The sequence below is a fragment of the Fructilactobacillus sp. X8R1C1 genome (assembly GCF_059900945.1).
In genome coordinates this window covers 98,554-121,663 of sequence record NZ_JBWXVH010000002.1, presented here as the reverse complement: position 1 = coordinate 121,663, position 23,110 = coordinate 98,554, and the positions used below count along the sequence as shown (strand labels likewise).

The 23,110-nt window shown below is 39.5% G+C and carries 21 protein-coding genes and 1 riboswitch; of the genes, 14 read left to right on the top strand and 7 right to left on the bottom strand.

What is annotated here, in order from left to right; translation table 11 throughout:
* Positions 1–12 precede the first annotated feature (12 nt).
* Both AC6UD1_RS02555 and AC6UD1_RS02550 read left to right on the top strand, forming a co-directional pair.
* Entirely contained in the window at positions 13–561 is a 549-nt protein-coding gene (locus AC6UD1_RS02555; RefSeq protein ID WP_500707214.1) for a hypothetical protein, read from the top strand.
* Positions 561–1,379, top strand: a complete 819-nt coding sequence (locus AC6UD1_RS02550; protein WP_500707213.1) for a DUF6681 family protein — start codon at positions 561–563, stop codon at positions 1,377–1,379. The genes AC6UD1_RS02555 and AC6UD1_RS02550 overlap by 1 nt, the downstream gene beginning before the upstream one ends.
* 20 nt (positions 1,380–1,399) lie before the next feature.
* On the opposite strand, the gene AC6UD1_RS02545 is transcribed toward AC6UD1_RS02550, so the two are convergent.
* The 4 genes from AC6UD1_RS02545 to AC6UD1_RS02530 all read right to left on the bottom strand — a co-directional run bounded on the left by AC6UD1_RS02545 (position 1,400) and on the right by AC6UD1_RS02530 (position 6,998).
* Positions 1,400–2,746, bottom strand: coding sequence for an APC family permease (locus AC6UD1_RS02545; RefSeq protein WP_500707212.1), 1,347 nt, complete (start codon positions 2,744–2,746; stop codon positions 1,400–1,402).
* A 271-nt stretch (positions 2,747–3,017) separates the two neighbouring features.
* Complete coding sequence (gene hflX / locus AC6UD1_RS02540; protein WP_500707211.1) at positions 3,018–4,280, bottom strand: GTPase HflX; 1,263 nt, start codon at positions 4,278–4,280, stop codon at positions 3,018–3,020.
* A gap of 10 nt (positions 4,281–4,290) precedes the next feature.
* Entirely contained in the window at positions 4,291–4,947 is a 657-nt protein-coding gene (locus AC6UD1_RS02535) for a histidine phosphatase family protein (RefSeq protein WP_500693505.1), read from the bottom strand.
* A 185-nt stretch (positions 4,948–5,132) separates the two neighbouring features.
* On the bottom strand, positions 5,133–6,998 hold the full coding sequence (locus AC6UD1_RS02530; RefSeq protein WP_500693506.1) for a cation:proton antiporter domain-containing protein: 1,866 nt from the start codon (positions 6,996–6,998) through the stop codon (positions 5,133–5,135).
* Positions 6,999–7,088: 90 nt separating this feature from the next.
* Between AC6UD1_RS02530 and helD the strand changes: the two genes are divergently transcribed.
* The 9 genes from helD (at position 7,089) to AC6UD1_RS02485 (ending at position 17,169) form a co-directional block, all read left to right on the top strand.
* Positions 7,089–9,389 (top strand): RNA polymerase recycling motor HelD, encoded by a 2,301-nt coding sequence (helD, locus tag AC6UD1_RS02525; RefSeq protein ID WP_500707210.1) that lies wholly within the window; start codon positions 7,089–7,091, stop codon positions 9,387–9,389.
* 10 nt (positions 9,390–9,399) lie between these two features.
* Positions 9,400–10,314 (top strand): type I pantothenate kinase, encoded by a 915-nt coding sequence (gene coaA, locus AC6UD1_RS02520; protein WP_500707209.1) that lies wholly within the window; start codon positions 9,400–9,402, stop codon positions 10,312–10,314.
* A 143-nt stretch (positions 10,315–10,457) separates the two neighbouring features.
* Positions 10,458–10,901, top strand: a complete 444-nt coding sequence (locus AC6UD1_RS02515; RefSeq protein ID WP_500707208.1) for a CopY/TcrY family copper transport repressor — start codon at positions 10,458–10,460, stop codon at positions 10,899–10,901.
* A gap of 14 nt (positions 10,902–10,915) precedes the next feature.
* Entirely contained in the window at positions 10,916–13,099 is a 2,184-nt protein-coding gene (locus AC6UD1_RS02510; RefSeq protein ID WP_500693509.1) for a heavy metal translocating P-type ATPase, read from the top strand.
* 106 nt (positions 13,100–13,205) lie between these two features.
* On the top strand, positions 13,206–14,393 hold the full coding sequence (locus tag AC6UD1_RS02505; protein WP_500693510.1) for an MFS transporter: 1,188 nt from the start codon (positions 13,206–13,208) through the stop codon (positions 14,391–14,393).
* A 54-nt stretch (positions 14,394–14,447) separates the two neighbouring features.
* Entirely contained in the window at positions 14,448–15,332 is an 885-nt protein-coding gene (locus AC6UD1_RS02500) for an RluA family pseudouridine synthase (protein WP_500707207.1), read from the top strand.
* A 57-nt stretch (positions 15,333–15,389) separates the two neighbouring features.
* Positions 15,390–15,791, top strand: a complete 402-nt coding sequence (locus AC6UD1_RS02495; protein WP_500707205.1) for a hypothetical protein — start codon at positions 15,390–15,392, stop codon at positions 15,789–15,791.
* 21 nt (positions 15,792–15,812) lie between these two features.
* A complete protein-coding gene (locus AC6UD1_RS02490) occupies positions 15,813–16,253 on the top strand; it encodes a nucleoside 2-deoxyribosyltransferase (RefSeq protein WP_500693513.1) in 441 nt (146 codons plus the stop codon).
* A gap of 22 nt (positions 16,254–16,275) precedes the next feature.
* Positions 16,276–17,169, top strand: a complete 894-nt coding sequence (locus tag AC6UD1_RS02485; protein ID WP_500693514.1) for a cation diffusion facilitator family transporter — start codon at positions 16,276–16,278, stop codon at positions 17,167–17,169.
* A 56-nt stretch (positions 17,170–17,225) separates the two neighbouring features.
* Here the strand turns inward: AC6UD1_RS02485 and AC6UD1_RS02480 are convergent, their stop codons facing one another.
* Entirely contained in the window at positions 17,226–17,576 is a 351-nt protein-coding gene (locus AC6UD1_RS02480) for a hypothetical protein (protein ID WP_500693515.1), read from the bottom strand.
* A 152-nt stretch (positions 17,577–17,728) separates the two neighbouring features.
* Between AC6UD1_RS02480 and AC6UD1_RS02475 the strand changes: the two genes are divergently transcribed.
* Positions 17,729–18,514 (top strand): threonine/serine exporter family protein, encoded by a 786-nt coding sequence (locus AC6UD1_RS02475; RefSeq protein ID WP_500693516.1) that lies wholly within the window; start codon positions 17,729–17,731, stop codon positions 18,512–18,514.
* 8 nt (positions 18,515–18,522) lie between these two features.
* Complete coding sequence (locus AC6UD1_RS02470; protein WP_500693517.1) at positions 18,523–18,978, top strand: threonine/serine exporter family protein; 456 nt, start codon at positions 18,523–18,525, stop codon at positions 18,976–18,978.
* A gap of 41 nt (positions 18,979–19,019) precedes the next feature.
* Here the strand turns inward: AC6UD1_RS02470 and dapF are convergent, their stop codons facing one another.
* Together dapF and AC6UD1_RS02460 are read right to left on the bottom strand one after the other, a co-directional pair.
* Positions 19,020–19,997, bottom strand: coding sequence for a diaminopimelate epimerase (dapF, locus tag AC6UD1_RS02465; protein ID WP_500707204.1), 978 nt, complete (start codon positions 19,995–19,997; stop codon positions 19,020–19,022).
* 11 nt (positions 19,998–20,008) lie between these two features.
* Positions 20,009–21,379, bottom strand: a complete 1,371-nt coding sequence (locus AC6UD1_RS02460) for an aspartate kinase (protein ID WP_500707203.1) — start codon at positions 21,377–21,379, stop codon at positions 20,009–20,011.
* A 147-nt stretch (positions 21,380–21,526) separates the two neighbouring features.
* Positions 21,527–21,700, top strand: a riboswitch (Lysine riboswitch).
* A gap of 98 nt (positions 21,701–21,798) precedes the next feature.
* Between AC6UD1_RS02460 and lysA the strand changes: the two genes are divergently transcribed.
* Positions 21,799–23,109: a diaminopimelate decarboxylase gene (gene lysA, locus AC6UD1_RS02455; protein ID WP_500707202.1), complete on the top strand. Its 1,311-nt coding sequence runs from the start codon at positions 21,799–21,801 to the stop codon at positions 23,107–23,109.
* Position 23,110: the final 1 nt, after the last annotated feature.

Here is a 23,110-nt window from a genome sequence, read left to right as displayed (position 1 = left end):
GAGGATGATTAAATGCCAAATCGAGTACCACCATTTCTTACTCCATTTGCCATTATTTCAATTTGTTTAGCGTTAGGAGCCACTAATATTGTTGTCAATAAAGCAACCAATACCCACGAGGGTGCTAAAGTCACTACCCATCAAAGCCAGAAACGTTCTATTTTTGACTTTAAGAAGAATGATGATAATAATAAGGGTACTAAGAACCAGAACTCGAATTCTAATGACGATAATAGTAAAAATGAATCCAATAGTTCTGGTGCTAAACAAGATAATATGAATAATAACAATAACGATGGCAATAGTAAGTCACCAAATAATGAACAAGGTAAAACAAATTTTGGTGGACAGGAGCAAAATAATTCGACCAGCACGAATGGAAATAATTCGGAGACTGGTAATAACAATCAAAAGACAACTGATAATAACGGTGGAAATGCCGAAAAATCAAGTCAGAATACCGGAAATAACGGCAATGCTAATAACGGTACGGGGACTACTTCTAACAATACTCAGAATAATACCCAAGCCAATACGACTAATCCTGGGGGTGAACATTAATGTTTAGTTTTCTAGATATTATTAATCATTATCTTGGATATATAACGATTGAAACAAACACTAAAAGCCGAATTTACGTAATTTTAGGAATTCTAGGCGACTTTTACCTTTTGTACGTTGCCTACCGTTTTGTTGTAAATGGCTTTATGATTAGGGGGTTTCTGGTCTTCTTAGTTGTCTTGATTTTAGCGTACTTCTTGTACCTGAACATCATGTATTACTTTACTAAAAAACGGGCGAAGTTTGATGTTACCCCGGTCATTAATAAGGTCTTGCACATTCAGCCCAAGGAAACTGATCAGCAAACCGAGGCTCGTAGTGGAAGTCGTCGTTATCGTAATATTCCGGCCAACGGTTTATTTGATGAAAGAAAAACGATGCCAGCTAAATTGGAATCGACAATTAGTGAGCGCCATAACGTTCATCAGTTGGCCGATACCATGATTACCAAAAAAGTTGCAAGTGATGACTACAATGGATTAGGCGATCGGGTGCTTCTTTCCGAAATTAAAGCTAATCCTAAGCATCGCGTCTACGCTTTGGGTGATGGAGTGTTAATTCCTTACTTCGATTTAAGAGAAGAAAACGGAAAGTATGAAGTCTATGCCGGAATGAATCAGGTTAATTGTGAACCCGTTGGCCACATTGTTAAAGCTGGTTTTGAAGATATTCAAAAAATCGATAAGAATAAAGTCAAGTTGTATCTAGCTGAAGCCTTTTTGGTTGGAGGAAAATATAAGACTTCTGGTCGAGCAGGCTTAATTGATGGAGCTGACGACTATGCGGTTCAGATTAAAATTGCATATCAGAAAAAATAAGAGATCTCGTCTGAGATCTCTTATTTTTTAGCCTTATTTCTTTTGAGAGTAACTTCAAAGTAATAGATTGGAATCCCGAGTGCAACGATTCCCAGTGAGCAAACGACTCCATAGAAGTCTGATCCAATTTCTGAACAGATTACGAAAAGGGATGCCAAAATAGCTACGATTGGTGTGAATGGATATAGTGGAACTGAGAAAACTCGCTTTCGGTCGGGGTAACGTTTTCTAAGGATGAAAACGCCGAAGAACGCCATCACGTAAAAACAATAGACGGTAAAGATACATAGTTCTGAGAGTCGGTCGGCATCAAAGAAACAGATCATGATGATTACGATTACTAGAACAGCAGCAATTGATACCACTGGCGTTCTGGTCTTTGGATTGAGGTAAGCTAACTGCTTAGAGAACGGAAGTTGATTTTCTTTCGCCATGGCATACATGATACGGGGAAAGGTCATGATTTTTCCGTTCATGCAACCGATGATTGAGATGATGATACCGATACTTAAAATCTTCCCACCAATCATTCCAAAATCTTTGTTAGCCATGTATGGAATGGCATTTGTTCCAAGATCATGAATTTTCTCGGGACCAATGCTTTTTAAAACACCGTATGAAACTAGCATATAAATGGCAATGACAATTAAAATTCCGAAGGTAATAGCGCGTGGTAGCATCTTTTTAGGATTTTTGATTTCTCCACCAAGGTTAGCAACTAGGATCCACCCGTCAAAGGCAAATAGAGTGGCTAACATGGCAACTCCAAAACCACCAACTGAGGAGTGGACGTCACTAATACTTTGAGTAAAAGCATCGGCGTGACCAAAGAAAAGTCCGAAGATAATAAGCGCTGCGACTGGGACGAGCTTACAAATTGTGGTAATAATTGAAAAAGCAGCCCCAAATCGATTGGGAAAGGTATTTAATAGACCAACCGCAACAACTGCAATGATAGCTATCGGAATGTTCCATTCTGGTGAAATATGGAAAAAGTCACCTAATAGGATGGCAAGATAAGCTCCAAGTGAAGCGATCATTGCGGGACCATAAACAATAATCTGCATCCATCCAGATAAAAAGCCCCAAAACTTGTTATAAATGACTTCCATGTATGCATATAGTCCACCGGTTTCTGGAATTTGCGAGGCAATCTCGGCAATTGAAAGTCCCGCGGCTAAAGTCAGAAGTCCCCCGGCTAGCCAAGCCAGCATGGCACCATTTGCTGATCCTGCATCGTTTAGAACGGCAGCTTGTCTAACAAAGATTCCAACTCCGATGATGGTTCCAACTACAAGTGAGAGTGCGGACCAAATTCCTAAAGAACGGTTTAACTTTACATTGGACTCTTCTTTTGGTTTCTTCATATAAAATTCCTCCCTTTGAGAATAAAAAAAAGTCCCTGACAACTAAATGTCAGGGACGCAAATTTGCGCGGTTCCACCCAAAATTCTCTGAAATTTTCAGAGCGCTTTTTGTTGCGTATTAATGTGTTTTAAGAGGTGGTTAAATAAAGATTAGTCAGCCAACTTCCAGAATAACGTCGGCTTCTCTTGGGCGGTTTCTTTAAATATTGTTCTCTTAAATTAGTATAGGACCATTTAACCGCGATCCATATTAAATGTCAATGTAATTTTATTAATTAACTTCGTATTTTTGGTATTTTTTGGCCGATGTTTCGGGAAGTTCAACTTTCAACCTCGTTCCCTGATCGGTGTAGTCAGTCTGATAGACCGTTTCGTTTTCATTTAGGTCCGAAACTACTTGGCCACTACTGAAAGGGATGAGGTACGTCTTTTTGACGTAATCTTTAAACAAGTTTTGAGAAATTATGTCGATTAATAAATTAATTGAATCAGGGTCAAGAGCTGACATGATGATGTTATTGCCTTCACGAACGGGATAATTTTCTCCACTCTTATCAGCCTTATTAAAGACCTTAATCATGTTAATGTCGGGGACCCCGATTTCTCTTAGAGTTTTTTCAGTAGTTTGCATCATTAGTTCTTGATTTGGGTCAGAGTAGTCAACTACCTGTACCAAGATATCAGCGTTGCTTGCCTCTTTTAAAGTTGATTTAAAGGCTTGAATTAGTTGATGCGGAAGTTGACTGACAAAACCAACCGTGTCGGTTGCAAGGAAACGTTTATGGTTTGGTAGCTCAATCTTTCGCACGCTGGTGTCTAAGGTGGCAAATAGCATGTTTTTAACGGTAACTTCTTTCTCCTCGTTTTCACCAAATCGTTTTACCAGTTGATTCATAATCGTGGATTTGCCCGCGTTGGTGTAACCAACAAGAGCAATGGTTTTCAAATCGTTTTGTTTGCGCTTTTTACTTTGAGTGTCGTATGATTTGTCAATTTCCTTTAATTCGTGACGAACGTGCGTGATTTGATGTTGAATGGTTCGACGATTCAATTCAATTTGGGTTTCACCCGCACCACGGTTAGCTAGTCCGCCACCAGCAGACTGTTGGTCTAATCGTTGACTAGCACTAGTACGGAGCCTTGGGAGTTGATAGTTTAGTTTGGCAAGCTGGACCTGTAACTTGGCTTCACGAGAACGAGCTCGATTGGCGAAGATCTCCAAAATTAGCCCAGTTCGGTCAATGATTTTAGCGTTGGTTAATTTTTCAAGGTTTCGAATTTGACTAGGACTGAGTTCATCGTTTGCCACAATGATATCTGTCCCAGACGTTTTGACGAGTTGTTCTAGAAATTCAACCTTACCTTTGCCGAAGTAGGTTGCTGGATCAGGGTGATCCAATTTTTGGGTCACGGTTTCAACGCTATGCATGTTGTTCGCGGTGACTAAGTTGTTAAGTTCCTCCATTGAGTACTGAAAATTAGCATCATTTAAATCTAAACCAATTGTAATTACATCAGTAAAGTTGTCGATCATTTATACTCCTTTAGACTGGATCTGAAATGTTGTTATAGTATTTGATAATATAATCGCCATCTTTATAATCAACTTTAGTGACGCTGCCATTCTGAATGGGTTCACTAATATCGATGTCACTAAAACGACTAACGATACTTCGAATGAGAGTTCCATGAGCGGTAATGAGAATATCATCACCATCTTCAGCGTTGTTAACGATTTCGTCCAGCCCAGTTTGAACTCGTTTCCAAAACTGTGAATCATTTTCGGCATCCCCGTATGGATCGGCGTCAGCAATCATGTCGCGGGTCTTTTCCATCGTATAAGTGGCGATCATTTGACTGTATGAATCAGCGCCAGATGGCCCCCCAATGATGTGCCAAACTTGTCCCATGTCATTTCCCTCAAAATATCCAAAATTCTCTTCTCTGAGGTTTTCCATTTCGATCGGTTCAACTAGTCCTGATGGATTTTCTTTTAGGATTAGTTCCGCGGTGTCACGGGCCCTTTTGGTATCACTACTATATGCCTTGTTGAAATCAACCTTATTAAGGTGTTTTCCAGCATCGATTGCATCGGTGATTCCCTTATCGGTTAAAGCTGAGTCTGCCCATCCCTGTAAACGATGGTAACGATTCAAATATGTTTGGCCGTGTCTGACAAAATATAAATTGATTGAAGTCATTTTTATTTCCCCCTGATTCACTAGTTGCTTAATTCTAGCATATTTTAACGTCCAAGATAAACGGGACGGATGGAATTGGTATAATTTAGTAATCATTTGAAATAATCATTATATTGTTTTGCGTAAATCATCATGAACGCGATAAAAAATCCACTGACATCATCTTAGTCAGTGGATTAATTAATCTAATTTTGTGATGCTTCCGGGTTAAAATCACTTCTGATTTGAATTCCAGTTCCCTTTTGGGCTGAGAAAATAATTTGATCACCTAATCTTAGGATCGTCTCACCGGTCGGATGAAGTAGTTTATGGTCGCGAAAGATTTCGTTAATGGTAATGTCACTACTAAAGGGAAGGTCTTTGACTGCTATGTTAGCCAAACTCGGATTAGTTAGTTTAACTTCATGGAGAACTGATTCGTTAGATTCAATCATCTTAAATGTTGACGGGACCTCAATCAACTCTCTTAGCATGGCAATATTAACGGCAAGGTTGTTATATATCTCGACTCCTAGAGAAAGGAGTTCATCTTGATGCTTATCAAGGACATCGCGATTTTCAAAACGAGCGATAACCCGTTTGACACCGTACTTTTTAGCCGACTTGGCCAACTCGTAACTTTTCTCGGAATCAAAGTATGCCATGACGACGATATCGCAGTCAAAATAGCCGTTGTCAATTAGAAATCTTGGGTCAAGCTTAGAAACAAGATGAACGTTAGCCTGACTGTTATAGGAGCGGTAGTGCTCCTGATTATCAGTGTATACGTTAACGTCGTACCACCCAGTTGAAAGTTGTTGAGCGACTGGGATGGTAGTTAAGTTAACCCCAAAGAAATTAACCTTAATCTTAGGATAGGTTTCTGGTTCGACTTTAAAGGCCTTGTTAAAGACCAGTGGGCCAATGATACAGGTGATAATCGCTGCAAGCAAAAATGCCCCCGATTGTTGAGATGTGATCACTTTCATCCCCTTAGCAACTTGGAGGATTGCCAGAACCATGGTGATGGTTGCACTCGGAAGGGCCATTCCAGCCAGTGAGTTTTGCTTATTGAAACGTAACCTAAAGATGGGATAAAGTCCCAACTTCGCGATGATGTAACTAGCAAAGAAAACAGGGATTAGAACCAAAGTCGCTGGGTTTGACAGCAACTCTTTGACATTCAAACCAACACCACTCATGATAAAGAAGACCGGGATAAAGAGCCCATATCCGATTGAATCCAATCGATCTTTCGTGGTTTCGGATGGTTGTAGTAATTTATAGACCATTCCACCGATGAATGCTCCTAAGATGTCCTCTGATCCAACAAAGACGGCAATCGTTGATAGTAAAACGATGATGAAGAAGGCTAGCCGAATGTCAATCTGAGTGGTTGATTTATTGATTTGGTCTGAAACCTTGAAGAAACGTTTAAACCACCACAATAAAAAACCTGCTACCACAAATAGAATCAGGATGAGCCATAGTGACTTACTGTCGGAACCAAATACCGATGCGTAGATCGTCAGGGCAAAGATCGGTAAAACTTCACCAAGGGCAGCAATTAACAGGATGGTTTGGCCAAAGGCGCTTCCAGTGACGTCTTTTTCCTTTAAGGCTGCGATGACAACACCAAGTGAAATGGTAGCAAACAAGATTGAAGCTAACCAGAAGTCACTAAATAGTCCAGTTAGTTTACAGAAGTATCCTAGGATTAATGCTAGAATGATAACCGTTGCATACCCCATAAAGGCTAGTTGAACGGATGAAAATCGTGGAGCAGTTTTGCTTGATTTTTTTTCTAGTTCACTGGGATTTTTGTTTTTGGGTTTAAATAAGGAAAAATCGATTTCCATTCCACTCAAAAACAGCAGAACGATCACACCAATCTTGGAAAGAATGGATAAAATGTTTGAGTCGGAAACGATGTTGAATAAACTGGGTCCTAATATGATTCCAACTAAAATTTCAACGACTGCGGTTGGCAGCATTGAAATGTGGAATCGTGCCATAACTAATGGAGTTATTAGGGCCGCAAGTAGAACAATTACTAATGAGATTGAGTCCATATTACGATCACCTTGGTTTATATATTTTGTTCAGTTGAGTTAATATGTTAGAATATTTAATCAAGTTTAGCAAGCAGGAGGGATTATCCGTTGGAAAATTCAATTAAAGATGAAGAACAGAAACACCTTGATTTTGTTGAAAGCAAAATTGAAATGGCAGAGGTCGATGCTGCTAAAAAAATTAAAAAAGCGAAGGGTGACCAATCGGAAATCCAAAAGAACTTTTTTAACGATGTTCGTTTAAAGACAAGTACATATAGTGGACAGATGGAGACGGGTGTCTCGGTTAGACAGCAACAGCAATTACTTTCGGAACGTGAGAACCGCTGGAAGAACGCCGCAAGGGATCTCGATACGCTAAAACGGCTGGATCAAAATCCCTACTTTGCTCGAATTGATTTTCACGAAGAAGGCGAGAAACACACTGAAACCATTTACATTGGCCTAGCGTCATTTACCGATAATCCTGACGATTATCTGGTGTACGACTGGCGGGCACCTATTTCTAGTATTTACTATGATAGTGGAATTGGTGAAATGACGTATGATTCACCGGCTGGTCCCCAAAAGGTTGACGTCAAGTTAAAGCGACAGATTGAAATTAAGAACGGTAAGATTGAAACCATCTTTGATACAGACGAAGCCCTTGGAGACAACTTACTTCTGGAAAATCTCAGTCATCAGTCTGATACCAAAATGAAGAGCATCGTTACCACGATTCAAAAAGAGCAGAACCAGATCATTCGTGATACTGATTCTGATTTGCTTTTTGTTCAAGGAGCGGCCGGGTCAGGAAAAACGGCTGCTGTTTTGCAACGAATTGCATACTTACTTTATCGTTATCGTGGTAATTTGAATTCTGGACAGGTAATTTTATTTTCCCCCAACCAACTTTTTAATGACTACATCAATGAAGTCCTACCCGAGTTAGGGGAACAAAATATGGTTCAGATGACGTATTACCAGTACACCAACCGACGAGTTCCCCACTTGGAGGTTGAAACCATTGGTGAACGTTTTGTCGAAACTCATGAAAAACACCAACAAAAGGTGGTTGACTTCAAAAACAGCTTGGATTTCTTTGATCTAGTTGGAAAGTACGCCCACCATTTAAATAAGGAAAACTTTCAGTTTAAAGACATTAAATTTGAAGATAATGTCTTTATTTCTAAGGAAGATATTAGCGAAATTTACTACAGTTTTAACGAGAACTATAACTTACGGAATCGTTTGGAAGCTACCAAGGAAGAACTGAATAAGATTTTAAATCGTCACATTGGGAGTGAGATGAAAAAGAAGTGGGTCGAAGAAACCATTGAAGGACTTGACCAGCAACAACTTCAGGCCATTTACGCTAAATATGGCGAAAGTATGGATAATCCCGATAAGGAATATAACTTTTTGGCTAAAAAGATTGTCCAAAACGCTTTTAGAAACGTTAGAAAGGCCATTACTCGCGGTCGATTTGTTAGTATCAATCTTCAGTTCGTTAATCTAATCAGAAACGTTCCTAGAATTACCGACTTGAGCAAGTATGGAATTGATGAACAGGAATGGAATGACGGGGTTGAAAAATCAATTGAGCGATTAAAGAATGGCAAAATTAGTGATGCTGATATTTCAATTTATCTTTATTTGTATGATTTAATATCTGGGAAACGTCCTGATATTCACATGCGTTATTTATTTGTCGATGAAGTTCAAGACTATACCCCATTTCAGTTGGCTTACCTCAAGTTTAATTTTCCAAGGGCTAAGTTTACTTTACTGGGAGACCTCAACCAAGCGATCTTCACGCATGAGAGTAGTAACAGCCTTTTGCGGGAAATGAAGACGATGTTTGATCCTGAGAAGACCAAGGTAATCGAACTTAATAAGTCTTATCGTTCAACTGAACAAATCACTGATTTTACCAAGCATTTGATCCCAGATGGCAGTACGATCCAGTCGTTTGCTAGAAGTGGCGAACTTCCTAAAATTAACGTTGTCAAAGATTTTAATAATGGAATAAACGTTTTAAAGAATACGATTCAGGTAAATGATCAGGCGAGTGATACCACGGCCGTCATTGCTAAATCGTTAGATGAGTGTCGACGAGTTCATGATGAGCTAAAAAAAGATGGGATTAAATCCACGTTGATTCAAACCGAAAATCAGCGGTTGGTCAAGGGTGTTATTGTTGTTCCGGCCTATCTAGCTAAGGGACTTGAGTTTGACGCCGTTGTAATGTGGAATGGTTCTAAAGAAGAATATCCAACGGAGCGTGATGACCAGTTAGTGTACACAATTTGTAGTCGTGCTATGCACCGCCTGGACGTGATTTCAGTTGGGGAGTTATCACCAACGTTTAAGGACGTTCCAAAGGATGAGTATGATTTAGTAACCAAGTAGGTGAGTTTTGTTGAAGGATTTCTATGAATTTAGTAAAAATGAATGGAAACAGTTTTATCCAAATGAATCTGCTCCAATTACACAGGCTAATTTGGAAAGATTAAAGGCCTTTAATGATCAGATCTCACTTGACGATGTTTCTGATATTTACATGCCATTGGTACGCTTATTAGAACTGGCTTCTAAGCATTACCAAGATTGGGAGCTTACTGAAAGTGATTTTCTAAAACGTAAAACGCCTAAAATTCCATTTATCATCGGAATTTCGGGAAGTGTAGCTGTGGGGAAATCAACCGCAGCGCGTCTGCTTCAATACCTTTTTACCGATTTATTACCAGATATGAAGACGCAACTAATCACGACTGATGGTTTTTTGTATCCAACGAAAGTCTTAAAAGAAAAGGGCATTCTTGATCGTAAAGGGTTTCCTGAAAGCTATGACATGGAATCATTGATTCAATTTTTGGTTAAGATTAAGGCTGGTGTGAAAGAAGTAAAAGCACCAGTCTACTCTCATCAAACGTATGACATTATTCCTCATCGTTATGATGTCATCACTAATCCCGACATTTTAATCATTGAAGGAATTAACACGCTTCAAATTCCTGATCATCAGAAACTCTATATTGGTGATTTTACTGATTTTTCGATCTATATCGATGCTAATCCAGATCTGATTGAGACTTGGTACCTTAATCGTTTTAAGAAGTTAATGAAAACGGCTTTTCAGGATCCAACTAATTATTACTATAAGTACGCAAAAGAGGAGCCAAAACAGGCGGTTAAAATGGCGGGAAACGTTTGGAAAACCGTCAATTTACCGAACTTAAAGGAGTACATTTTACCAACACGTGAAAGAGCCAACCTTATTATTCATAAAGGTGTGGGGCACATCGTTGATAAAGTTTATCTTAGGAAATATTAAAATAAAAATCGCTCGATCGTTATAATTCAATGATTGAGCGATTTTTTATTGAGAAATAGATTAAATGGTTGCAAAGTTTACAGATGTAGATTATGATTAACATTGAATTTACAGATGTAAACCATGAATTGGAGGTGAATTATTTGGATCAAACCAAAAAAATTGAAGAAATTACGCCCGCTGAATGGCAAATTATGCGGTTGATTTGGACGATGGGAGATAGCTCATCACGAAAAATCATTGACACGATTACGAAAAAACGTGATTGGAAAGAGTCAACGATTAAAACGTTACTTAGTCGATTGGTTAAGAAAGGTTTGTTAACTCGTTCTAAAAAGGGAGGCTATTTCGTTTATTCGCCCACTGTTAACGAACAGAATGCGATGAATCTAAGTGCTGAAGAACTTTTTGAACAAATGTGCGACATGCGTAAGGGCCAGACCATTATGGATTTGATTAACCAAAGTAAGATTAGTAAGAGTGATATTCACAAGTTGGGTGAAGTTTTGAGCCAAAAGCTAAAAACCGCCCCCGATAAAGTGGATTGTAACTGTTTACCAGGCGATATGGGCATGGATTGTCAATAGAAAGGAGCTTTTTAATGAAGGATATGGACAATGGAAAACATGATTCAATGGGGAAAATGAATATGAATCATGATAACCATAATATGAAAAATATGAACCCCAAAGACAGTGATAATAGTCAAATGAACATGAAGGGTAATTCTAAAATGAAAATGGACCATGGTTCGATGAAAATGGATCATGGATCTATGAACATGGGAAACGGTTCAATGGATATGGGTGGCGGCCACATGATGAACATGGGAAACTTCAAACGGCGCTTTTGGATTTCATTGATTATTACGATTCCCATCTTATTACTTTCTCCGTTTATGGGGATGAAGTTGCCGTTTCAGATTACTTTTCCGGGGTCTGATTGGATTGTAATGATTCTTTCAACCATTCTGTTCTTTTATGGTGGTCAACCATTCTTTAGTGGAGCCAAAAATGAGTTGAAAAGTCATGCTCCAGCAATGATGACGTTGATTACACTAGGTATTTCAGCTTCGTACTTTTATAGTTTGTATGCTTTTATTATGAATACCTTCATTAATCCAAACGGTCATGTGATGAATTTCTTCTGGGAACTAGCAAGCTTGATTGTCATTATGCTACTAGGTCACTGGATTGAAATGGATGCGGTCATGAATGCTGGCGATGCGCTTAAAAAGATGGCTGCACTACTTCCAAGCACAGCCCATTTGGTTGAATCTAACGGAGAAACTAAGGATATTCAACTAGACCAGTTAAAAGCCGGCGACATTGTTTTGGTTCAACCGGGTGAAAAAGTTCCAGCTGACGGCGTGGTTGATTCTGGAACTAGTGCTGTAAACGAAGCCTTAGTAACTGGTGAGTCGAAGGCAGTGACTAAGAAAAAGGGAAGTAAAGTAATTGGTGGATCCGTCAACGGTGATGGTAGTATGCAAGTCAAAGTTACCGCCACTGCTAAAGATGGATACCTAGCTCAAGTTATTAAAATGGTGCAAGCCGCTCAAAAGGAAAAATCAAAAGCGGAGACGTTAGCTGACAAGGTTTCGCGCTGGTTGTTCTATGGCGCCCTGATCATTGGAATTTTAGCATTGGTCGTTTGGACGATTTTAAGCGGATTAAGTTATGGACTGCAACGAATGATTACGGTCCTGGTTATCGCATGTCCCCACGCTTTAGGTTTAGCCATCCCACTAGTCGTAGCTAGAAGTACCTCAATTGCCGCTCAGAATGGACTGTTAATCAGAAATCGTCAGTCAATTGAAGAGGTTAAACGTTTGGATTACGTCTTTATGGATAAGACTGGGACTCTGACTGAAGGAGTCTTTCAAGTCAATGATGTAATCTCTGATTCCGATATGAGTAACGAAGAACTTCTGACTAAATTTGCTGATCTTGAAGCTAATTCTAGTCATCCTCTAGCAGCTGGAATCCTAGCCAAGGCTAAAAAGGAGCAAGTTTCCGTCGTCCCAGCCAAGAACGTCCAAGCCATTCAGGGAGTTGGACTAACGGGACAAATTGACGGAAAAGAGTATAAGATTGTGACAGCTAAGTATCTGACTGATAATCACATGGACTACGATCATAAACAATTTGATAATCTTGCTAGTCAAGGTAATTCGATTAGTTACTTGGTAAGTGATGATAAGGTGCTTGGGGTGATTGCCCAAGGAGATGTTCTTCGTCCTAAGTCAATTGACTTAATTAAGGCACTTAGAAGAATGAACATTACCCCCGTAATGCTCACTGGTGATAATGACTTGGCTGCTAAGCGAGTTGCTCATCAATTGGGTGATATTGATTATCGGTCCGAACTACTTCCACAAAATAAGGAAGAAATCATCAAAGAGTATCAGAATAAGGGTAATGATGTCATGATGGTTGGTGACGGTATCAACGATGCTCCGAGTTTATCACGTGCTAACATTGGAGTGGCCATCGGTGCTGGAACCGACATTGCCATCGAATCGGCTGACGTTGTACTGGTTAGAAGTGATCCAGAAGATATCATTGACTTCTTAGACCTTGCCAGAGCAACTAACCGGAAAATGGTTGAGAACCTCTGGTGGGGAGCTGGCTACAATATCATTGCAATGCCACTTGCTGCTGGGATCTTAGCTCCAATTGGAATTATCCTTTCGCCAGCCGTTGGGGCCTTGATTATGTCAGCTTCAACCATCATTGTGGCTGTGAATGCTTTCACCCTTCATATGGGAAAGATTAAAGAATAAACAATTAATTAGTCGATTAAGCAAGAGTGGCTTTCATTTGCCACTCTTTTTTTGTATAATCGATCCATTAAGTAATAAATTAAGTAACAAGGGATGGTGGGTGTTCATGGATCAACAAAAGAAAAAGTATTCCCCAATGATGAAGTTTTCGTTGTTGGCGGTTTCGTTAGTTTTAGCGTCATCACTGTCAGTTTCAGCGGAAGTACCACAATGGCAGCGTGCATTTCCAGGGCATTCATATTCAAGTATTGAGTTAATTGCCACCATGCCAGCTTTAGCAGTGATCATCTTCCTGCTTGGAAGTAGTTGGATTGCTAAAAAGATTGGTGCCAAAAGAACCGTTATACTCGGGTTGCTGGTCAGCGGAATCGCTGGAGTGATTCCCATTTTTGTTACTAATTATTATGTAATGCTTATTTCACGATTTGCTTTTGGAATTGGACTTGGTTTGTTGAATGGACTGGCCGTTAGTCTGATTGGAACCTTCTTTAAGGGAAAAGAAAAGAATCAACTGATGGGAGTTAGAAGTGGATTTGAGATGTTGGGTAATGCCATTTCAGCGTACGTTGCTGGTGCATTACTAGTTGATTTTGGTTGGCATAGTGCTTTTCTAATTTATACCTTGGCATTTCCGGTTGCCATCTTGTTTTTCTTCTTTGTTCCGTCACCACCAAAAGTGGAACATTATCAAGCGGAACGAAAAAACAAATACTTTCCAAAGATTAATACTGATGTTCTTTTCTGGACCATGCTACTTGCTGGATATCAAATTACGTATGTGGGTGCCACCGTTCGAATTGCTGAATTTATTGAAGGAACCGGGATTGGTTCCACGCAACAGTCAGCGGTTGTTATCAGTATTGCCCCAATCTTTGGTTTAGTTGGTGGTATAGTCTTCAGTATGGCACTGATGAAGTTGAAGAAATATTTATTGCCTGTCGGAATTATTGCTAGTGGATTTTGTCAGCTATGGATTGGGTTATCACACTCGTTCTTTAGTGCGGCGCTTGGCTTTTTCCTAGTAACTTTTCTTGATGCGATTGTGGTTTCCTACATTTTAAACATTGCAACTGAAATTTCATCCAAAGGAACTTTGAACTTAACCACTTCAATCTTGTTGATTGGTAGTAATTGTGGAATCTTTTTAGCGCCGATTGCTTTAGGTGGGATTGATTCGGTATTTAGTTCCAATAAGCCCGCATTAACCTTTGTAGTTTGTGGAATTATTCTACTAGCTATGGGAGCCGTTGGTGTATGGGATATTAAATTTTTACGCAGAAAAATATTTAATTAGGGCAGTGCATTTGATGCATCGCCTTATTTATTTTGGTCAAAGGAGCAAAAAACCATGAAAGTTAATTTTAAAAGTTCTCATACTAGTCCCATATCGCTCAAGGCCTTTTTGAGTCAACATGGGATTAGTCATCGGATGTATGCAGACTTAAAGCGAGCGAAAAATGCTTTTAAGATTAATGCTAAGACCGTCAAGCCGTCGGTTAACGTTTCCTTTGATGATGTCGTCTCTGTTTTTCTCCCAAATGAATTATCTGATCCACGAATTGCGGTTAGTTTTGAACCAATTAATGTAATTTACGAAGATGAGAATTGGCTAGTGGTTAATAAAGAAGCTGGGTTAACGTCGGTTCCAGGTCCAAGCAACCAATCCGATACACTGGTGAATCGGATTAAGGGCTATTTAATAAACGAAGAGGCCGCAAATTTACGACCGCACATTATTACACGTTTGGATCGGTTTACTAGTGGAGTGGTCTTAGTTGCTAAAAATCGTTTGGCAAATAGTTATGCCAATGAAGAGCTGAATCGTCATGAAATTGATAAGCGATACCTAGCAATCGTTTCTGGCAAAATGACACAAAAGCACGGGCTCATTGACCAGCCAATTGGGCGAATTGGTGATAACTTTGCGAGACAAGTGACTACGTCGGGAAAGGCCGCACAGACGGAATACTGGGTTAAAAAAGACTTAAGTGATGCATCACTATTAGAAATTAAACTTCATACTGGGCGTACCCATCAGATTCGGGTTCACATGACATCGATTGGTCACCAGCTGCTTGGTGATGAACTTTATCATGGTCCACTTGATCGGGGAATTAAACGCCAGGCGTTACATGCTTTTACGCTTTCTTTCTTTGATCCGTTTCAAGGACGGCAGTTAAATTTTGAAGCCAAGTTGCCTGATGATATGGAAAAGATAATTTCCAAAAATTAGTATGTAAATTTTTTAAAATTTGCTACAATAAAGTTAGTAAAGTAAGGAGAATGTTACGTGGAAGATAACATCCAGTTAGGTGAAAAATCCTTTGATAAAATGATGTTTGTACTTAATAAGCCGGTGAATGAGAAGAATCACCTTGACTATAAGTTCAAAGACTATGAGATGCAGCAAATTGCTGACGACATTTGGGCAATGCCTGCTTACATGAAAAAAGACGATGATTTTACCATTTTCTTCATTATCACCAGGGTTAATAGTGGCGAGATTGTGGTAGCAATGGCAACTGGTCAGTCTGGTAAAAAAGGTCAGTTTAATCTGTCACGACCAGTTAATACGGGTGCCGGATTAAACGAATTATATAAACACGATCAGGACCAAGCGAAAGAAGCTCTTCACTTTTTGAATTTAATTTCAAAAGCTGGCGAGGGTGAATGGCGAATGGTAGAAGACTAAACAGAAAATAGGAGAGTTAACATGGCTCAAATTTATTTAGCAAGTCCATTTTTTAGTAACGAACAAATTCAAAGAATTGAAGTTGTTGAACACGCATTAGAGGCAAATCCAACGGTGACTGATTTTTATTCGCCACGTAAACATCAGGACGCTGAAAATGAGCAGTTTACCCTTCCATGGGCGAACGAGATCTATCATCGTGACATGGAAAATCTAGAAGCAGCTAAAGCAGTGGTGGCTGTGGTTGATTTTGGTGGTAGTAATGTTGATAGTGGTACTGCGTATGAGATTGGTGCGGGGGTTCAAATGGGAAAGCCCGTTGTGGTTTTTCAGCAAAAGGATGAACCACTTAACCTAATGATCTCAGAAAGTTTGCATGCTTACCTGAAAAACGGCGAGCAACTCCAGGCTTATGATTTTACTAAGATGCCAGAGAGTCACTATACAGGGAACATTTTTTAAGTCGAATTAAAGGAGAAAGATTATGAATAATGATCAATTATCTGGAATGAGATTTTTCGAAGTAACGGTGTTAAATGCAGTCATTACGATTCTTGAATTTTTGGGTGGGATCTTCTCGGGAAGTTTGTCACTTCTTTCGGACGCCTTCCATAATTTGGGGGATTCCATTTCAATTGTATTGAGCTATATTGCTCATCGAATAAGTAAAAAACAACAAACCAAACAGAACACTTATGGCTTTAAACGAGCTGAAATTATTTCGGCGTTCTTGAATTCATTGTTTTTGATTTTAATTTCGCTTTTTTTGATTATTGAAGCTGTTAAGCGAATTTCACATCCAGAAACAATTAATGGGCCAGTAATGCTGGTGGTTGCAGTTGTCGGAACTGTGGCCAACTTCTTTTCTGCTTTTTTGTTAAATAAAGGCGCTAAGCACAACTTGAACATGAGAGCTACCTACCTCCACTTGTTGAGTGATTCGTTGTCATCGCTTGGAATTATCATTGGTGGAATCTTAATTGCTTTCTTGAATTGGACAATTGTGGATCCAATTGTGACCATCTTAGTGGCACTTTACATTATGTGGGAGAGTTGGCCCATCATTAGGAAAACGGTGGGGATTTTGATGGAAAGTGCACCCAAACTGAATTACGCTGCCATTAAAAAAGATCTATTAAAAATTGATGGAGTAACCGGTGTTCACCACGTGCACGCGATGATGGTGGATGAAAACAGCATCGTTTTTTCGGCTCACGTTAATATGAAAAATATGCCCTTAGATCAGGTCCAATTAATTTACGATAAGATTAATAAATTATTAAAGAGCAAGTATCACATTGACCATGTCACGATTCAACCAGAAGTTGACCGGGGAAGACATGATGATTTATTTTATGATAATGGCAAAGACATATAAAAAACAGTTTCTTTCTACTAAAGAAAGAAACTGTTTTTTTGTGATTTTAAAGTGATTTATAAAGTGCTGTCTGGATCTAATTTATTGGTTTCGTTAACATACCATTCTGACCAATCCGTGGTGGGGTTACCGTTTTCAAAGTAAGTCTGACTTAATTTACTTAAAAGGATTGCGAAGTCACCATAGTCAAGTTCAATGATGTCAGCGACAACATCTCGTGGACTATTATTACTCAGAGTGACGATTTCACGGTTTAAATCAGCAATTACACCAGATTCACCGTCAAAAGTACTCATAACTTCCAGGTTGTTGTTCCTAAATAGTTTGATGTAGAAAGGAACAAAATCGTTAACAACCTTTTTTTGAGCCTGCTCACTTAAATCACTAAACTTTACATTGTCACTCATATTTTTCCTCCTGTATGATACCGTTACAAATCTAATTTAATTATATCTGTCTGGATACCATTCGTAAAATAGTTTTTTGTAACGAAAACTCAATGAGATTTTTTACTTATATTTTGATATGCTAGAAATATTAAAGAAAAGGGGTGAGTCGCATGTTTGGGAAGAATCAACTGGATCCGGATTCGCGTTTTCGTAATTATAGTGACTTGGTCATTAAGACCTGTATGTTGGCGGGTAAAATCATGATTGAAAATGGGTCAGAAATGACACGAGTTAATGACACCATTAAGCGAATCGCACGAAATGCTGGGATGCCAAACTTGAAGACTTACATTACGATTACTGGAATTATGATTTCCGTTAATGATAATTCAGAAACTCAGATTACTGAGATTGATAAGCGGGCTTTTGACTTAAGAAAAATCACGGCTGTGAACGATTTATCGCGACGCTTTGCGGAACACAAGACAACGTTAGAGCAGTTCTATCAAGAATTGCAACACGTTAGTGATCTGGATACTTATTTTCCGTATTGGATGAAAATGTTAGCGGCTGCGGTCCTTTCAGGATCCATTGAAGTGGTTTTTCGTGGTGATTATTCGGTATTCTTTATTACCTGTCTGATTGGGATGTTAGGTTGGATTATTTTTGACTATTTGAATCGTATCGTGAAAGTTGAGTTTATAAACGAATTTACTGCGGCCATTTCAATTGGCATGTTAGCCATGCTAGCCCGAAAGTTGGGACTTGGAAGTGGTGTGGATAATATGATTATTGGGAGTGTGATGCCGCTTGTTCCTGGCGTCCAAATTACTAATGCGGTCCGAGATTTAATGTCTGGCAACCTTGTTAGTGGACCAGCTAGAGCAATGGAAGCCATTATGGGAGCTTGTGCTTTAGGATTTGGAGTGGCACTTGCTTTGAAGTGGTTTGGATAGGGGTGTTTATGATTGAAATTTTAGTGAAAATAATTGGAGTTTACGTTGCCACCCTTTGTTTTGCAATTTTGATCAACGTGCCACCGCGTGCTCTTAATCTAGGTGGATTGGTGGGGGTTGCCAGCTATTTAGTGTACCTAACCTACAATTCGATTTTTGGTGGTTACGTTGGTGGAAACGTCTTTGGAGCGTTTACGATTGGGATCTTGGGAATGCTGGCAGCTCGGTACAAAAAAATGCCAATCATCGTTTTTAACATTCCAGCGTTAGTTCCGCTTGTTCCCGGTGGACAGGCGTATGAAGTTATGAAATACATTGCAACAGGCAACACGCACTTAGCGTTTGTTTACTTAATGCAAGTTGCGATGATTGCAGGAGCGTTGGCGATTGGGTTCTTACTAGCCGAGTTGGCGATTCAACTGTTCTTTCACATCACCCATCTTTTGAAGGGAATCGTATCTTAATTGAAAGTAAAAGCCACATTGACAAGCGGCCAATGTGGTTTTTAGTTAGTTTGAAGCTGTTTGACAAAGTCTTGATAATCCTGCTCCTCACCGGTATCGGTGATTTGAATATTATCGAGGTTGGCGTTTCTTAGATCACCTTCACTAATATTTAACTCATTAGTAAAAGTCGCATTTCCAATCAAATGAAGATCGTAGTGAACCCCACTGCGTTTTATGTGAGTTTTTACCATCCCACCTGGATTATAAATATTGACGGTTTCGTCAAAGTCCGAATCATGAGTTAAGATTTCGTAAATTAGACTAGTGGCCGTCATTCCAGTCCCACAGGCATTTGTAAGACCTACACCCCGTTCGAAGGTTCGAACGAAAAGTTCATTTTGATCCATAACGTTAGCAAAACTAACGTTGACACCGTCCGTAAAGTACTTGTTTTTTCCGTTTAGCATTTTGCCTAGCTTAACTAAATCGTCTGATTTAACTTGATCCATACTCATAAAACTAATGAGATGAGGATTAGGCACTGCGACCGCTGAATAATCTAATCCAGAAATGAAATCATTGACTGGCTGATCTAACAGTGGGGTTTTGATATTTTCAAGGGGCAGACTCTTAGCGTCAAATGAGATTGGTGAGATCTGAACACTAAAGGCGGGAACTCCAGGTGCAATGTCACTCTCTTTTGTCACATCTAGATCTGCATCGTTGGTTTCAACCTTGAAAGCATCCTGACCAAACTTTTGTGACAAGTACCGAGAAACGGTCCGAAGTCCGTTTCCACACATTGAAGCTTCACTGCCATCGGCGTTAAAGACTCGCATTTTTCCCAGTGCATTGGGATGGCTTGATGAATCAACCACCAAGACCCCATCGGCACCGTTTAAAATCTGATTTTTGGGGTCTGAAATGGTTTGAGCAAGTTTTTTAAGTTGTTGATCGTTTAGTTTTTGGTCTAGTTCAGTTTGATCCAAAATAAAGAATTGATTTTCGGATCCGTGTACTTTAAGTAATTTAGTCATAATTTAGTCTCCTAATAAATTAGTCGGTTGTTGTCAAAGAAGTTTCTGTAAATTAGCTTGACGGCTTTATCTGAATCTTTAATGTCAGTTCCAAGCATCACGGAAATCTTGGAAGCTCCTTGATTAATCATGTGAATGGAGATGCCATTGTCGGTTAGTGGCCGAATGATTTTTTCAATGGTGTGATTATCAGACTGCATTCCCTCGCCAACGATCATGATGATGGCATAGTCATTAATCCAACGAATTTGATCGGGATGAAGGGCATCTTTGATTTCTCTTGTAATTTCTTTGACGATATGGTCATTTAGTTGGGCCTTATCAAAGATAATGGTCAGGTCATCGATTCCAGAAGGCATGTGTTCGTACGACACGTTGTATTTGTACAGAATTTTGAGAATCTTAAGGGTAAAACCCACTTGTTTGTTAAGCAGGTAGCGATGAATGTACAGTGCTGAGAAGTGCTTGGCACTGGCTACCCCAGTAATTACGCGAGTTGGTTGAAATTTATTTTCAGGAACAATCAGGGTTCCGGGTAAATCAGGGGCCGATGTATTTTTCACGTTGATCGGAATTCCGACCTGAATTGCTGGAATGATGGCTTCATCATGAAAGACTGAGAAACCAGCATACGAGAGTTCTCTCATTTCTCTATAAGTCATTACGTCGATAGCTTTCGGGTTTTTAACCACCCGCGGGTCAACCGAATAGATCGCGTTGACATCGGTAAAGTTTTCGTATAGATCAGCTTGAAGCCCACGAGCTACGATTGAGCCGGTAATATCGGAACCACCCCTTGAAAAGGTAGCGATTTGATTATCATCATTGACCCCAAAAAATCCTGGAAAGATCATTTTTTCTTTAACGTCACGAAATCTTCTGATGTTTCCGTAGGTAACGGGATTGATTTGCGCATCGGCAACGTCGCCGGTGACTTTAAAACCAATTTCTTTTGGATCCATAAACCTTGCAGGAATTTTAAGTTGGTTTAAAATCATCGTCAACATTTGCGCGTTGAGGTATTCTCCCTGAGCTTTAAAGGTACTCATTAGATGAGCAGAATCCAGAAACGATTGATTAGGTAATTCTCTTAACTGTGAGACAATTTGGGTAATCTGTTTCGTCTGAACGTTAAATGATTCACCAATTTCTTGATAGCGATCAATAATTTGATTAAGAATGTCAGAAAAGTCTTCATGGTCAAGAACTTTGTTAGCATACTCGATTAATAAGTCGGTAACTTTCACGTCACCTTTGAAGCGAGTTCCGGGAGCAGAAACAACGACTGCCTTCCGATCTGGATCTGATTTGATGATATTAATTACCTTTTGAAATTGGGCTCCGTTAGCTAGTGAGCTCCCACCGAATTTGGTTACTTTCATGAATTATTCATCCTTAAGAATTTAATTAAATTGAATTGTAGCATTAATTTTTAATTTATCAATCTTGGAATCCAAAATATGTGAAATAGTTATTAATTTAGATGATATTAATTGACGAACAGGTCAAAATGGGTTATATTTTTAACAAATTTAAATAGAGGTTGCAGGTAACAAGATTAGCTAATGGAGATTTACTCGTCGAAGAAGTTAGTGAAAGGGTTGTTTGCCGAAGCACTCTGTCAGAGTAGTGGCACTGGTGCTGGGACGTGATTTAATAAATCGCGGACTGTCGCAGATATTCTGCGGGGAGCTATTCAAGAATATTTGATCAAATAATGTCAAATTAATTATTTTTAGATCTTTTTGTTCAACTCCTGAGCAAAAAGATCTTTTTTTATAAATTATTTAAGAGGTGCGAGATGAAGTCGGTTATTGATAAGCAAGATATAAGAAATCATGATTTGTACATTGGTGGGATTAAGGCCAGTGATTTAGCAAAAGAATATGGAACACCCCTAGAGGTTTATGACGTTAGTAAGATCAGGAGTCAAATTGAAAAATTTAAACGGGTTTTTGAGGACCGTAAAGTTAAATACTCGGTTAATTATGCTAGTAAGGCGTTTGCCACGGTTGGAATGTATCAAATTGTGAAGCAAGAGGGAGCTGGAATTGACGTAGTTTCCGGTGGTGAGTTGTACACTGCGCTTCAAGCTGATTTTCCGATGGCACGGGTCAGTTTTCACGGCAACAATAAATCAAAAGACGAACTAACGATGGCTGTTAAAAACGGAGTGGGAACGATTATGTTGGATAATTTCCATGAAATTGAGTTACTCCACGACGTGCTAGAAGAGCAAGATAAAAACATCGACGTGATGTTACGGATTACCCCTGGTATTTCAGCTCATACTCATGAGTACATCCAAACGGGTCAGGTCGACAGTAAGTTTGGGTTCGATCTGGCATCGGGACAAGCTGATGAAGCTTTACAAAAGGTCCTTTCTGAGAAGCGAATGAATATGAAAGGGGTTCATGCTCACATTGGGTCTCAGATTTTTTCACCCGAAGGCTTTGTGGGAGCGGCCGATAAACTTGTTGATGTAATGAAGCACTGGCATGACAATTTTGATTACACGACGCAAGTAATCAACGTTGGTGGTGGTTTTGGTATTCAATACACCGATGAAGAACATCCCGTCGCCCCAGAGGACTTCGTCTCAGCCATTGTGGATGAGATTAAACAAAAAACAACTGAGGCTGATTTACCAACTCCATCAATTTGGATTGAACCGGGACGTTCAATCGTCGGGTCAGCGGGTTATAGTTTGTACACGATTGGTTCCAGAAAAGATGTCCCCGGGATTAAGTCGTACGTTTCCGTTGATGGTGGGATGGGTGATAACATTCGGCCAGCTTTATATGAAGCAGACTATGAAGGCGCTCTTGCAGGCAATGTTGATGGAAAGCCGGTTGAAACCGTCCGAATTGCCGGGAAATACTGTGAATCAGGTGATATCTTGATTAAGAATCAACCGCTCCCAAAGAGCCAACCGGGAGACATTTTTGTAATCTTCAACACCGGGGCTTACGGATACTCAATGGCTTCCAACTATAATCGAAATCCACGGCCAGCCGTTGTGTTTGTTGAAGATGGTAAAGCACAGTTAGCGGTCCAACGTGAGAGTTATGCGGACATGACCCACTTAGATAAGAAATTAAAGGAGAACTAGA